This window comes from Pseudomonas sp. R11F, assembly GCF_050312575.1.
GTDB classification, from domain to species: domain Bacteria; phylum Pseudomonadota; class Gammaproteobacteria; order Pseudomonadales; family Pseudomonadaceae; genus Aquipseudomonas; species Aquipseudomonas palleroniana.
In genome coordinates this window covers 33,732-45,820 of sequence record NZ_JBNPJU010000025.1, presented here as the reverse complement: position 1 = coordinate 45,820, position 12,089 = coordinate 33,732, and the positions used below count along the sequence as shown (strand labels likewise).

12 protein-coding genes are annotated in these 12,089 nt (G+C 62.3%); 4 read left to right on the top strand and 8 right to left on the bottom strand.

What is annotated here, in order from left to right:
- Positions 1-63: 63 nt before the first annotated feature.
- Positions 64-591 carry a DUF962 domain-containing protein gene (locus tag ACQRBV_RS08085; RefSeq protein WP_205344064.1) on the bottom strand — a complete coding sequence of 176 codons (528 nt, stop codon included), beginning with the start codon at positions 589-591 and terminating at the stop codon, positions 64-66.
- A gap of 83 nt (positions 592-674) precedes the next feature.
- Between ACQRBV_RS08085 and ACQRBV_RS08080 the strand changes: the two genes are divergently transcribed.
- Positions 675-1,361, top strand: coding sequence for a Crp/Fnr family transcriptional regulator (locus ACQRBV_RS08080; protein ID WP_411985850.1), 687 nt, complete (start codon positions 675-677; stop codon positions 1,359-1,361).
- A gap of 8 nt (positions 1,362-1,369) precedes the next feature.
- Here the strand turns inward: ACQRBV_RS08080 and uraH are convergent, their stop codons facing one another.
- From uraH to ACQRBV_RS08065, 3 genes are all read right to left on the bottom strand, one after another.
- The gene (gene uraH, locus ACQRBV_RS08075; protein WP_090367577.1) at positions 1,370-1,780 is read right to left on the bottom strand and encodes a hydroxyisourate hydrolase; all 411 of its coding nucleotides are present in this window, start codon (positions 1,778-1,780) and stop codon (positions 1,370-1,372) included.
- Positions 1,781-1,805: 25 nt separating this feature from the next.
- Entirely contained in the window at positions 1,806-2,279 is a 474-nt protein-coding gene (locus ACQRBV_RS08070) for a GlcG/HbpS family heme-binding protein (protein WP_161547638.1), read from the bottom strand.
- A 112-nt stretch (positions 2,280-2,391) separates the two neighbouring features.
- Positions 2,392-3,396, bottom strand: a complete 1,005-nt coding sequence (locus tag ACQRBV_RS08065; protein WP_411985849.1) for an AraC family transcriptional regulator — start codon at positions 3,394-3,396, stop codon at positions 2,392-2,394.
- Positions 3,397-3,497: 101 nt separating this feature from the next.
- Here ACQRBV_RS08065 and ACQRBV_RS08060 point away from each other — a divergent pair, with 101 nt between their 5' ends.
- Positions 3,498-4,568, top strand: coding sequence for a fatty acid desaturase (locus ACQRBV_RS08060; protein WP_411985848.1), 1,071 nt, complete (start codon positions 3,498-3,500; stop codon positions 4,566-4,568).
- On the opposite strand, the gene ACQRBV_RS08055 is transcribed toward ACQRBV_RS08060, so the two are convergent.
- Positions 4,555-5,370, bottom strand: a complete 816-nt coding sequence (locus tag ACQRBV_RS08055) for an ABC transporter ATP-binding protein (RefSeq protein WP_104995192.1) — start codon at positions 5,368-5,370, stop codon at positions 4,555-4,557. The two genes, ACQRBV_RS08060 and ACQRBV_RS08055, sit on opposite strands and share 14 nt — an antisense overlap.
- Positions 5,367-6,977 (bottom strand): ABC transporter permease, encoded by a 1,611-nt coding sequence (locus ACQRBV_RS08050; RefSeq protein WP_411985847.1) that lies wholly within the window; start codon positions 6,975-6,977, stop codon positions 5,367-5,369. Before ACQRBV_RS08050 ends, ACQRBV_RS08055 begins: the two co-directional genes overlap by 4 nt.
- Positions 6,978-7,264: 287 nt before the next feature.
- Here ACQRBV_RS08050 and ACQRBV_RS08045 point away from each other — a divergent pair, with 287 nt between their 5' ends.
- Positions 7,265-8,266: an ABC transporter substrate-binding protein gene (locus ACQRBV_RS08045; protein WP_060755547.1), complete on the top strand. Its 1,002-nt coding sequence runs from the start codon at positions 7,265-7,267 to the stop codon at positions 8,264-8,266.
- 103 nt (positions 8,267-8,369) lie between these two features.
- On the opposite strand, the gene ACQRBV_RS08040 is transcribed toward ACQRBV_RS08045, so the two are convergent.
- On the bottom strand, positions 8,370-9,290 hold the full coding sequence (locus ACQRBV_RS08040) for a LysR family transcriptional regulator (protein ID WP_205344068.1): 921 nt from the start codon (positions 9,288-9,290) through the stop codon (positions 8,370-8,372).
- A 152-nt stretch (positions 9,291-9,442) separates the two neighbouring features.
- Between ACQRBV_RS08040 and ACQRBV_RS08035 the strand changes: the two genes are divergently transcribed.
- Entirely contained in the window at positions 9,443-10,348 is a 906-nt protein-coding gene (locus tag ACQRBV_RS08035) for a TauD/TfdA dioxygenase family protein (protein ID WP_205344069.1), read from the top strand.
- 90 nt (positions 10,349-10,438) lie between these two features.
- Here ACQRBV_RS08035 and ACQRBV_RS08030 read toward each other — a convergent pair whose 3' ends face one another.
- Positions 10,439-12,046, bottom strand: a complete 1,608-nt coding sequence (locus ACQRBV_RS08030; protein ID WP_411985846.1) for an alkaline phosphatase family protein — start codon at positions 12,044-12,046, stop codon at positions 10,439-10,441.
- Between the last annotated feature and the right edge of the window lie 43 nt (positions 12,047-12,089).

Below are 12,089 nucleotides of genomic sequence, written 5' to 3'. Positions count from 1 at the left end.
GGTGGGGCAGCGGCAGATAAGCTGGCTGATCCACCGCTATCGGGAGCAAGCCCCCTCCCACTTTTAGACTTCTCTCGGTTTCAGATCGCGGCGTGCCACAGGGCCTGAGCGCTGTTCGATCTGCTCTTTCAGGCCATGGCGCAACCCCAGCAAAAACGCCAACTCCGCCACCACAAACAACGGCCCGACGATCAGCCCCGACACATCATCCACAAACGCAGGCTTGCGGCCTTCGTAGTAATGCCCGACAAACTGAATCACCCAGCCCACCACAAACAGACCGATGCCACTGCTCAGCCACACCGTCGTGCTCTGCGCTGCGAGTGCGTGCCCGGCCCACACCGACAAGCCCATCAATACCGTCATCAACACGCCCAGCGCCAGCTCCAGGCGCAGGTAAAACCACGCCGAAAACAACGCCAACAACACCGCAGGTGATAACCACAGCCCGCCTACCGCCCACTCGGGGCGTGACAGCAGCACGGCAACCGCCACCACGATGAGTGGGATACCGATAAAGTGGCTGGCGATATTGCGCGGGTCGCGATGGTAGGCGGCGTATTGACTGAGGTGGTCGACGAGGCTTTTCATTGTTGTTCCTCCTGTAGGATGTTTGATCATGCCCTGTCAGCCAGCGACTGACTGTCAACTGGCCGACAATCTTCGGAGTTCTCATGGACACAGAGCAATGGCACTCACGGCTGGTCGCCGGGCATTGGTTCAGCCATTTGCCTGAGCCTTTTCAGCATAGCCTGCTGGCCCATGCCCGGTTGCGGCAGCTGGAGGCCGGGCAATACCTGTTCAAGCGTGGCGACCCGCCTTGCGGCCTGTATGCGGTGCTGGACGGCGCGGTACGCATCAGCGCGGTGAATGCCCAAGGCAAGGAAGCGGTATTGAGCCTGGTTGAAACGCCTTACTGGTTCGGCGAAATCTGCCTGTTCGATAACCTGCCGCGCACCCACGACGCCCTGGCCATGGGCGCCTGCATGCTGTTGCAGGTGCCGCAGATGGCGCTGCTTGGTGTCCTCGAACACCATCCGGCGTATTGGCGCGACCTGGCCTTGTTGATGAGCCACAAGCTGCGCCTGTCGTTGATCAATATCGAACAGATGAGCCTGATGCCCGCGTCCGCACGCCTGGCCCACCGGCTGCTGATGATCGCCGAGGGCTACGGTGAAACAGACCAGGTGCGGCGCACCCTGCAACTGCCCCAGGAGGATCTTGCGGCGATGCTGGGCCTGTCTCGCCAGACCACCAACAGTCTGCTCAAGGCCCTGGAACTGCAGGGCACCATCGGCCTGAGTTACGGCGCGATTGAAGTCCTGGATTTACAGGGCCTGCGGCGTGCCGCAGGCACCTGAGCGAGGAACTACGAGCCGCGATAGGTGGAGAACCCGTAAGGGCTGAGCAGCAGCGGGATGTGGTAATGCTGGTCGGCCTGCTTGACCTGGAAAATCACCGGTACCTCGGGGAAGAATGTCTCGCGGTTGGCCTTCTTGTAATAGTCGCCGGTCTTGAACACCACGCGATACTCACCCGGCGTCATGCTGCGGTTGGCGGGGAACAGTTCGGCGATACGGCCCTGCTGGTTGGTGACACCTTCGGACAGTGGCTGCCACTGATTGCCGACCTGCTGCTCCAGGGTCACGCTGACGCCGGCGGATGGCAGCCCATTTTCCAGGTTGAGTACATGCACGCTCAACGGGTTGCCATCGGCCAGGGCCAGGTTGCACAAGCCACTGAGGCTGAGGGCGGCGAGGGTGATGCTGAGGGTTTTCATCGAGAACTCCTTGTCAGGGGAAAAATCAGAGGGAAATGCTCAAGCCCAGTTGTTGGGCGGCCTGCACGGCACAGGTTTCGTCCTGCGCCGCGCCACCGGCCCCGGCAACGCCCAGCGCACCGACCAGTTGCGCATCGGCAAACAGCGGCACGCCACCACCGAGCAACAGCAGCTCGGGCAAGCTATTGAGGTTGGCGGCCTCGGGGTTGTTGCGCGCCCGTTCGGCGAACAGCCGGGTCGGGGTTTTGGTCGAGAGCGCTGTGTACGCTTTGCGCTGGCTGGCGAGGCTATTATGCGGGCCGACGCCGTCGGCGCGCAGGCTCAGCAGCAGGTTGCCGCCGCGGTCCACGACGGTCAGCGCGGCGTTGCAGTGCTCAAGGCCGGCGTCGGCCAGTTGGCGTGCAGTATGCAGATCAAGGTCGGCATGGCGGGGCAACGGCGGGGCGGCCAACGCCCCGGTGCAGACGGCAAGGCTCAAGAACAAGGCATGGCGAGGCATAAGGACGACTCCGGAAAACAGGTCGCCACTCTAGGCGGTGAACAGGGTCAGAAACCGCACAATTTAATGACAGGTTTGTAATCAAACCCGGCCGCAACCGGCACGGCATCCTCTAGCGCAAGCCCTCGCGAAACTGCCCCGGTGTCATCCCCGTCCAGCGCTTGAACGCCCGATTGAAACTGCTGGTATCGGCAAACCCCAGCAGGTGGCTGATTTCAGCCAGTGAACAGTGCGGGTCGCGTAGGTGCAACAACGCCAGGTTCTCCCGGCAGTCGTTGAGCAAGGTATCGAAGCGGCAGCCTTCATCCGCCAGATGGCGTTGCAAGCTGCGCAGGCTCAAGTGCAGTGCCTGGGCGATCCGTTCGGCACTCGGCTCACCGTCGGGCAACTGTGCCTCGATAGAGGCCCGCACCTTGCGCTCCCAGGTCAGCGGTTGCAATTGGGCGAGGGTGCGTTTGAGCACGGTTTCGTTGTGTTCGGCCAATTCGGGGTTGGCATCGTCCAAGTGGCTATCGAAATCGTGGGCGGCGAATTCCAGGCGGTCTTCTGCGGCGCCGAAAAACAGCGGCGCGCGAAACACCGTGTGCCACGGCTTGGGGTCGGCCGGTTCGGGCCGCCGCAAGTACACCGCCAAGGGAGCGTAGTCACGGCCCAGGCGATTGCGGCAGGTGCGCACATAAATCGCCGCAAACGCGTCAATGGCTTCGAACGCCGGTGCCGGGCTGCCTGGCGGTTGCAACAGACGGAAGCGGTAGCGCTCGCCATCGCCGCTCAACTCCAGGGTCAAGGCATCGCTGACCACCTGGTGATAACGCACGATGCGCTCGAATACCTCGCGCAAGCTGCCGCTGGCCACCAAGGCATAGCCCAGTGCATGAAAGGTGGTGGGGCTGACGAACCGCGACACCCGCAGGCCAATCGCCGGATCACCGCTGGCCTGCACCGCCAGCTGCCACAGGCGCGTGGTCGCCGACAGCGGATAGCGCGCATTGGGATCGTCCATCTGCTGCGGGTCGAGCCCGGCCTCCACGCACAACGCGGCACTGTCGAGGTCCAGGGCGTCGAGCTGTTTGCGCAAGGCGCGGGTCCAGCTGGCGAGGGAGGTGGGTTCAGTCATGGCGATTGGCGCTTGCGGTCAACAGGTTGGCGTGTGGGGCTGATGCCCTGGCGCACCGCTTGGGCCAGGATGCACCTATCCATAGACAAGAGGATGGAAGCATGGACGGTACTTCTGCAAGTCCCCAACAGATGAACGCACAACAACGCTCGGCGCACATCCGTGACGTGGTGCTGGCCGAAGGGCTGCGGCTGCGCCGGCGCCACCCCTGGTTGTTGCATCAGGATGCACTGGGCGCGGGCATCCTGGCGTTTGCGCTGGTCGGCATGCTGGGTTCGGCGGCGCTCTACATCAGCGGGCACATAGCCTGGTGGGTGTGCCTGCTGCTCAATGCTTTCCTGGCCTCATTGACCCATGAGTTGGAGCACGACCTGATCCACAGCATGTACTTTCGCAAGCAGCGCCTGCCCCACAACCTGATGATGGGCCTGGTGTGGCTCGCGCGGCCGAGCACGATCAACCCCTGGATACGCCGGCATCTGCACCTCAATCACCACAAGGTCTCCGGTACCGAAAGCGATATGGAAGAGCGCGCCATCACCAATGGTGAACCCTGGGGGTTTGCGCGATTGCTGATGGTGGGCGACAACGTGATGTCGGCGTTTATCCGCATGCTGCGCGCCAAGACCTGGAACCACAAATTGAAGATTCTGAAACGTTCGCTGCTGGTCTACGCACCGCTGGCGCTGCTGCATTGGGGGGCGTGGTATGTGTTTCTGGGCTTCCATGCCGCCAACGGCATTGCCGGCCTGACGGGCACGCCGATTGGCTGGTCCAGCGGTACTTTGCAGATGATGCAGGTGATCGACATCGCCGCCGTGGTGATCATCGGCCCCAACGTGCTGCGCACTTTCTGCCTGCACTTCGTCAGCTCCAACATGCATTACTACGGTGATGTGGAGCTGGGCAATGTGATCCAGCAGACCCAGGTGTTGAACCCCTGGTGGTTGTGGCCGTTGCAGGCGTTCTGCTTCAACTTCGGCAGCACCCATGGCATCCACCATTTTGTGGTGAAGGAGCCGTTTTACATTCGCCAGATGACGGCCAAGGTGGCCCACAAGGTCATGGCCGAGATGGGCGTGCGTTTCAATGACTTCGGCACGTTTGCCCGTGCCAATCGCTTTGAGCGCCAGGAGCGCCCCGACGCTGCGCTGTCTTTCAGCAAGCAATAAAGGCCAGGGGCAGATCGCGAATCTGCTCGCGCACGGGCGGCTGGTAGTGGCCATCGCTGGTCAGTTCGTGCAACAGCTCTTCGCGCAACTGGTGGAACTCGAAGCTGCTGCGCTGGCGCGGATGCGGCAAGGCGATGTCCACCACCTGCTTGATCCGCCCTGGCCGGGGCTCCATCACCACCACGCGGTCGGCGAGGAAAATCGCTTCTTCCACATCGTGGGTCACCAGCACCGTGGTGATCCTGGCGCGGGTGCGGATGGCCAGTAACTCGTCCTGCATCTGTTGGCGGGTCAGCGCATCCAGGGCGCCGAACGGTTCGTCCAGCAACAGGATGCGCGGGCTGGCCACCAGGCCACGGGCGATGGCGACCCGTTGCGCCATGCCGCCGGACAATTGGTGAGGATAGGCGCGGGTAAAGTCAGTCAGGCCGACCAGCGCGATAAAGTCGCTGATGCGCCGGTCGCGTTCGGCTTCGCTCAGCGCTTCGTTGACCAGGCCCAGGCCGATGTTTTGCGCCACCGTCAGCCAGGGGAACAAGCGGTGCTCCTGGAACACGATGCCGCGCTCCCCGCCGATGCCGCGCACGGCTTTGCCGTCGACCTGGATCTCGCCGCGAAACTGCGTGTCGAGCCCCACGAGCAGGCGCAGCAGGGTGGATTTGCCACAGCCGCTGGAACCTACAATCGCGACAAACTCGCCTTCGGCGATGTCCAGGTTGAATTCGCGGATGGCTTCCAGCGGGAAGCCGTCCACATCAAAGGTTTTGCCCACATGGTTGAAGCTGACGATAGCTGTGTTCATACGTGTCTCCAGCGGGTGGCGCGGGTTTCGATGCGTTGGCCGATCAGGTTGAGAGTGGCGCCCGTGAGGCCGACCAGCAGCATGCCGCTCATGATCAGGTCCATGCGCAACAGCTGCTGGGCGCCGATCATCAGGCTGCCGATACCGCCGTTGGAAGGCATGAAGTATTCCGCGCCGATGGTGCCCAGCCAGGCGTAAATCAGGCTCAGGCGCAGGCCGGCGAAAATGCCCGCCGCCGCCCCCGGCAGTACCAGGTGGCGCAGGCGTTGGAACAGGTTCAGGCGCAGCACCTGCGTGGCTTCGCGCAGCTGCGGTGACAGGTTCAAGACGCTGCGTTGGGTGGCAATAAACAGCGGGAAAAATGCCGCCAGCGCGATAAACACCGACTTGGCCGCTTCACCCAGGCCGAACCAGGCGGTCAACAGCGGCACCCAGGCGAAAATCGCGATCTGGCGCAACGCGGCCAACGATGGGCCGAGCACCCGCTCACTGCGTCGCGACAAGCCCAGCCACAGGCCCACGGCAAAACCCAGGCCGCCGCCCAGCAGCAGGCCGGCGAGCGTGCGCCCCAGGCTTTTGCCCAACGCACTGCTCAAGCTGCCATCCAGCACGCCGGCGATCGCGCTGTGCAGCACGGTCCACGGGCTGACCAGAATGTTCGGGTCTACCCACGCCTGTTGCGTCGCGACTTGCCACAACGCCAATAACAGGAGCGGCAACAGCCACGGTTGCAGGCGCTGCCAACCGGTATAGCGTGGCCCGCGCCGGATCTGCGCGGTGGCCGGGTGGGGCCAGTGCACCCAGAGGCGATCCAGCCAGCCGACGCCACGATCCATCACCACACCCAGCACGCCGATGACCACGATGCATACGAAGACAATATCGAGCATGAACAACTGGCGCGCCCAGACCATCAGGTAGCCGATGCCTTCGCTGGAGGCCAGCAGTTCCACCGCCAGCAACGATGTCCAGCCGGCTGCCAGCGCCAGGCGCACCCCAGCCATGAACGCCGGCAGCGCGGCGGGCAGGATCAGTCGGCGGATCAGCAGGTGAGCGGGCAGGCGCAGCACGCGGGCCGCTTCGCGCAACGTGGGCTGGGCGTCGCGTACGCCGACCAGGGTGTGCAGGGTGACGGGCACCACGATCGCCTTCACCAGCACCACCAGTTTCAGGGTTTCACCGATGCCGAAAAACACCATGAACAACGGAATCCAGGCCAGCGTCGGCACTTGTGACAGCGCACTGAAGGTGGGGAATACCAGGCGCTCGGCGCGGGCACTGAACCCCAGCAAAGCGCCCAGTAAAGCCCCGGTGCCAATACCGGCCAGCAACCCCCAGAACAGGCGTTGCAAACTGATCGCCAGGTGGCTCCACAGCTCGCCTCCAGCCAGTTCCACTGCGCTGCTCCACACCAGCGCAGGCGGCGGCAGGATCTGCTCGCTCATCCAGTGATTGCGGCTGGCTAACCACCACAGTGCGAATAACGTCAGGGGCAGCAGCCAAGGCAACAGGCGTTCGCCAAGGTTCGGCCAGCGCCGCGCCGCACCTTTGGCCGCATCGGTGGAGGGGGCCGCGAGCGGTAGGCTCAAAAGTGAAATCCGGGCCATGGAGGACCTCCGTTGTTGCCGAGGGCTTTATGTGATTTTGATCTTACAAAAACTCAATCAAGATGATTGGGGGATAAGAAAATCATTTAAAGCTTCCGCCCGACACGCATCCAATGCATTCGAAGAATATTTTCGATGCTGTTGATGCATAGCCCTCTGGAGCCGGCGGTTTAGCTTGCATAGTGCTAAAAGCTATTAAATTGTGAATTTATAGTATTTAAAGTTTTGATCGGCCTATGCCTACTTTCTGCTCCCCAGGCGACCTACGCCCACCAGGAGCTGAGCTTATGAAACTGCCTTTCAAACGACTGATCACGCTGTTCGCGGGCACCGCGTTGGCCGGCCTGGTGCACGCCGCCGACCTCAAGGAAATCCGCATCGCCGTGCCTGACCTGAGTGCCGGCAGCCAGCACAGTGGCGGTGGCATTACCGACGTGCTGCACAGCCAGCAGATTTTTGAAAAGGCTTTTGCCGACCAAGGCATCACGATCCAGTGGAATTACTTCAAGGGCGCCGGCCCCGTGATCAATGAAGCGTTTGCCAATGGCCAGGTGGACCTGGCTTACCTGGGCGACCTGGCGGCGATCATCGGACGTTCCAATGGGCTGGATACCCGCCTGCTCAGTGCCTCGGCGCGGGGTGTGAAGCACTACCTCGGCGTGGTGCCGGGTTCGGGCATCAAGACCCTGCAAGACCTCAAGGGCAAGCGCGTTGCAGTATTCCGGGGCACGGCCAGCCAGTTGTCGTTCGACGCTGCCTTGGCCAGCCAAGGCTTGAGCGAGAAAGACCTGAAGGTCATCAACCTGGACTTCAATGCCGCCGTGGCTGCGCTGGCGGCCAAGCAGATCGACGCCACCTGGGGCAGCTCGGGCCTGAGCGCGCTGCAGGCCAAGGGCCTGGCTGAGATTCCCTTGACCACCAAGGACCTGGGCGGCGCGGGCAGTGTCCAGGCGGTGCTGGTGGGCAGCGGCAAATTTGTCGACGAGCACCCGCAGGTCGTGGCGAAGTTGCTCAAGGCCCAGCAGCAGGCCGTGCAGTGGTTGACCGATGACAACCACAAGCAGGCTTACATCGAGCTGGTGTCGGAACGCGCCAGTTACCCCGCCGTGATCCTGACCAACGATTTGAAGGACCAGAAACTCAGCGAGATTTTCCCTTCGACCCTGGACCCGGTGTTCCTTGGCAAATTACAGAACGCAGTGGACTTGGCGTCGAAGGAGCGGCTGATTCGCAAGCCATTCCAGGTGAGTGATTGGGTGGTGCCGAATCTGGCGGCGGCGGGGCTTTGAGGTTGTGGGGAGCTGGGCTATCGCCATCGGGAGCAAGCCCCCTCCCACAGTTGAAGGTATTCACAGATCAACTGTGGGAGGGGGCTTGCTCCCGATGAGGCCCTCAAACCGCGACACGAACGGCCTGGCTGTCCACTTCCACCAATGTCTCGATCATTGCCTTCGCCGCCGGTGATAACCGCGAGCCGGTGCGGCTGACCACGCCGCATCGCGCACTCATGGTTTCCATGTTCTGCGGCAGATTGCGCCAGTGCAGCAGCACCAGGGTGCCCCGGGCGATGTCTTCGGCAAACGCTTCCTCGGTGCCCACCCCTATGGCATTGGACTGCAGCACGATCTTCACCAGCGCCGGGAAATGCTCGGTCTGGATACTCGGTGAAAAGTCCATGCGCCCACTGAGGTTCGCCAGCAGCTTGCGGATGCCTTGGGAGATCAGTGGGGAGGCGAGCGGGTAGTCGAACATGTCGTTGGTCGACAGGCTGTCCTTGGCCAGTAGTGGGTGACCCGGACGGCAAAAAAATACGCCGCGCTTGGGCGTCAGTGCGCGGGTCTGGAAGTTCGGGTCGGCTTCGAACTGACGAATGTCGGCAATGAAGAATTCGATCTCTTCACGGCTCAGGGCGCGGCTGAGTTTTTCCCAGTTATCCACCTGGAAATGCGTGCGGATTTTCGGGTGGTCGGTGATAAAGCGCGCCACCGCATCGGGTACCAGTTTCACGGCCGGGGCCGGGCCGCAACCGAAGCGCAGGTCGCCGGCGTCAAGCTTGGTCATGCGCGTCACTTCACTGCTCAACAAGGCGGCGCCATGCACCAGGCTCAGGGCATGTTGCAGCACCACCTGGCCTTCCGGTGTGGGGCGCAAGTCTTTGTGGCCACGGTCTACAAGCACACAGCCGAACTCTTGTTCCAGCCCCTGGATGCTGCGGCTGAACGCCGGTTGGGTGATACCCATGGCGTCTGCTGCGCGCACGAAACTGCGGTGTTCGTTGAGCGCGATGAAGTACCGAAGTTGGCGAAGATCCATATGCTTTCCCGGCATCTGAAAAATAGGTCGAAGGCATTTGCGACCCTGGGAGCTGAGGTTTTAAATGCAAGCTCTTATTCCGTCAACGAAGCATATGTTGATTTGCTAGATCTAAATTGCATATCAATAGAGCGCACAAGAGGGTCGTCACCATGAGCAACGCCGCATTAGCCGTTCAACACGTGCCCCAGGCACTGGACATCCACCCGGTCGCCGGGCGGATTGGAGCCGAGATCCGTGGCATCAAACTGTCTGGGGAGCTGGACGCCGCGACGGTCGAGGCCATCCAGCAGGCCCTGGTGCAGTACAAGGTGATCTTCTTCCGCGAGCAGACCCACCTGGATGACCAGAGCCAGGAAGCCTTCGCCCACTTGCTCGGCGAACCGATCGCGCACCCGACGGTGCCGGTCCGTGACGGCACGCGCTTTCTGTTGGAGCTGGACGGCACGCGCGGCCAGCGCGCCAACTCCTGGCACACCGACGTGACCTTCGTCGACGCCTACCCCAAAGCCTCGATCCTGCGTTCGGTGCTGGCACCCAAGGCGGGTGGCGATACGGTCTGGGCCAATACGGCCAGCGCCTACAACGATCTCAGCGTCGAACTGCGGGCCCTGGCCGACAACCTGTGGGCGGTGCACAGCAACGAATACGACTACGCCGGGCGCAAGCCGGATGTGTCGGTGGAAAAGCTTGAGGAATACCGCAAGGTGTTCACCTCCACGGTGTACGAAACCGAACACCCGGTGGTGCGTGTGCATCCGGTCAGTGGTGAGAAAACCCTGCTGTTGGGGCACTTCGTCAAACGCCTGAAGGGTTATTCCCAGGCCGACTCGACACAGCTGTTCAACCTGCTGCAAAGCCACGTCACCCGCCTGGAGAACACCGTGCGCTGGCGTTGGAACACCGGCGACGTGGCGATCTGGGACAACCGCGCCACTCAGCATTACGCGGTGGATGACTACGGTACCCAGGAGCGCATCGTGCGCCGGGTGACACTCAAGGGTGACGTACCGGTGAGTGTGCAGGGGCAGCGCAGTCAGACGACAAAGGGACTTTGAGCGGCAAGTTTTCAGCGACAAGCTACAAGTAAAAGCCACCTGGCTCTTACTTGTAGCTAAAACCTGAAAGCTTGTAGCTCCCGAAAGGGCCTACCAAACCCCGATTTGAACCACTTTTTCCGCCTCCGGCTCACCGTATCTGAACTGTCGGCCACGCACGTCGATTTCCGCGTGGCTGATGGTGGTACGCCGCTTCAAGCCGCGCAGCCACTCGAACAGATAACCCAGGTGCGTTTCGCGCACCGCCGCATAGGCGGGGTCGGCACCCAGGTCGTGCACTTCCTGCGGGTCGTTTTCCAGGTCGAACAGTTGTGCGCGAAAGCCGTCATACGCCAGGTATTTCCAGCGTTCGCTGCGCACCATGGTCATGCGGCAGCGGTCGATGGGCTGCGCCAGGCGTTCGCGGGCGGGGGCTTGGAACGCGTAGTCGTATTCGGCGATGGCGTAGTTGCGCCAGCTCACGGGGGCGCCCTGCAACAGCGGGATCAGCGAGCGGCCTTCGAGGCGATGGTCGGCCGCAGGCAAGCCCAGGGCGTCGAGGAAAGTCGGTAGCGCGTCGATGGTCTCCACCAGGCGTTCGTCCACTGAACCACGGGTGATATCGGCGCTTGCGCGTGGGTCGCGCACGATCAAGGGCACGCCCACCGCCGGCTCCAGCAGGAACTCTTTTTCCCCGAGGAAGTGATCGCCCAGGAAATCGCCATGGTCACTGGTGAAGACGATCAAGGTGTCGTCCCAGCGGCCATTGCTTTGCAAATAATCGAACAGTCGGCCGAGTTGATCGTCGATCTGTTTGATCAGGCCCATGTAGGTTGGAATGACCGTGAGCCGCACTTCGTCACGGGAAAAATTCACGCTCTCCTGGTGCTGACGGAACGCCTGGTATACCGGGTGATCGCTGGTGTGCTCCGGCTGGATCGGCGCCTGGATATGCTCGGCGCCGTACAACGCGTGATAGGGCGCCGGGGCGATATAGGGCCAGTGCGGCTTGATGTAGGACAGGTGCAGGCACCACGGCTGCTCGGCTTGCTCGCGAATGAAGTCGATGGCGCGGTCGGTGGTGTAGACCGTTTCCGAATGCGCTTCGGCGACGCGCGCAGGCCGCCCGGCGTTGCGCATCTTCCAGCCGCTGAGCACCTCACCGTTTTCACCGGCGGCGGCATTGGCCCATTCATGCCAAGGGTTGGTGCCGTCGTAGCCTTTTTCGCGCAGGTAGTGGGTGTAAGGCGCTGACTCACGCTTGTCTTCGAACAACGGGCTGTCGGGGTAGATGCCGTCGTGCCGGAAGTAGGCGTCGAAGCCGACCTCATTCAGCGGCTCGGCCTGTGCGCTGCCGGGGTCGATATGCAGGCGCTGCAAGGCTTCCAGGTTTGGCGTGGCGTGGGTCTTGCCGACCAGCGCGGTGCGGATGCCGTGGGGGCGCAGGTAATCGCCGATGGTCAGTTCTTCCAGGGGCAGCGGCACGGCGTTCCACGCCACTTGATGACTGCTGACATAGCGCCCGGTATACGCCGACATCCGCGACGGCCCACAGATGGTGCCCTGGGTATAGGCCCGGCTGAAACGCACGCCGGCTGCGGCGAGACGGTCGATATTCGGCGTGTGCAGGTGGGCATGGCCGTAGCACGACAGGTAATCGCGACGCAGTTGGTCGCACATGATGTACAGCACGTTGCGCAGGGGTTTTGGCTGAGGCATGGGAAGGGTACCGAACGGAGGAAAGGCTTACGTTTTCGCCGTT

What these genes read in the sequence shown, in the direction of transcription:
- ACQRBV_RS08085 (WP_205344064.1), bottom strand. Translation starts at nt 591, where the DNA reads ATGAAAAGCCTCGTCGACCACCTCAGTCAATACGCCGCCTACCATCGC.
- ACQRBV_RS08080 (WP_411985850.1), top strand. Translation starts at nt 675, where the DNA reads ATGGACACAGAGCAATGGCACTCACGGCTGGTCGCCGGGCATTGGTTC.
- uraH (WP_090367577.1), bottom strand. Translation starts at nt 1,780, where the DNA reads ATGAAAACCCTCAGCATCACCCTCGCCGCCCTCAGCCTCAGTGGCTTG.
- ACQRBV_RS08070 (WP_161547638.1), bottom strand. Translation starts at nt 2,279, where the DNA reads ATGCCTCGCCATGCCTTGTTCTTGAGCCTTGCCGTCTGCACCGGGGCG.
- ACQRBV_RS08065 (WP_411985849.1), bottom strand. Translation starts at nt 3,396, where the DNA reads ATGACTGAACCCACCTCCCTCGCCAGCTGGACCCGCGCCTTGCGCAAA.
- ACQRBV_RS08060 (WP_411985848.1), top strand. Translation starts at nt 3,498, where the DNA reads ATGGACGGTACTTCTGCAAGTCCCCAACAGATGAACGCACAACAACGC.
- ACQRBV_RS08055 (WP_104995192.1), bottom strand. Translation starts at nt 5,370, where the DNA reads ATGAACACAGCTATCGTCAGCTTCAACCATGTGGGCAAAACCTTTGAT.
- ACQRBV_RS08050 (WP_411985847.1), bottom strand. Translation starts at nt 6,977, where the DNA reads ATGGCCCGGATTTCACTTTTGAGCCTACCGCTCGCGGCCCCCTCCACC.
- ACQRBV_RS08045 (WP_060755547.1), top strand. Translation starts at nt 7,265, where the DNA reads ATGAAACTGCCTTTCAAACGACTGATCACGCTGTTCGCGGGCACCGCG.
- ACQRBV_RS08040 (WP_205344068.1), bottom strand. Translation starts at nt 9,290, where the DNA reads ATGGATCTTCGCCAACTTCGGTACTTCATCGCGCTCAACGAACACCGC.
- ACQRBV_RS08035 (WP_205344069.1), top strand. Translation starts at nt 9,443, where the DNA reads ATGAGCAACGCCGCATTAGCCGTTCAACACGTGCCCCAGGCACTGGAC.
- ACQRBV_RS08030 (WP_411985846.1), bottom strand. Translation starts at nt 12,046, where the DNA reads ATGCCTCAGCCAAAACCCCTGCGCAACGTGCTGTACATCATGTGCGAC.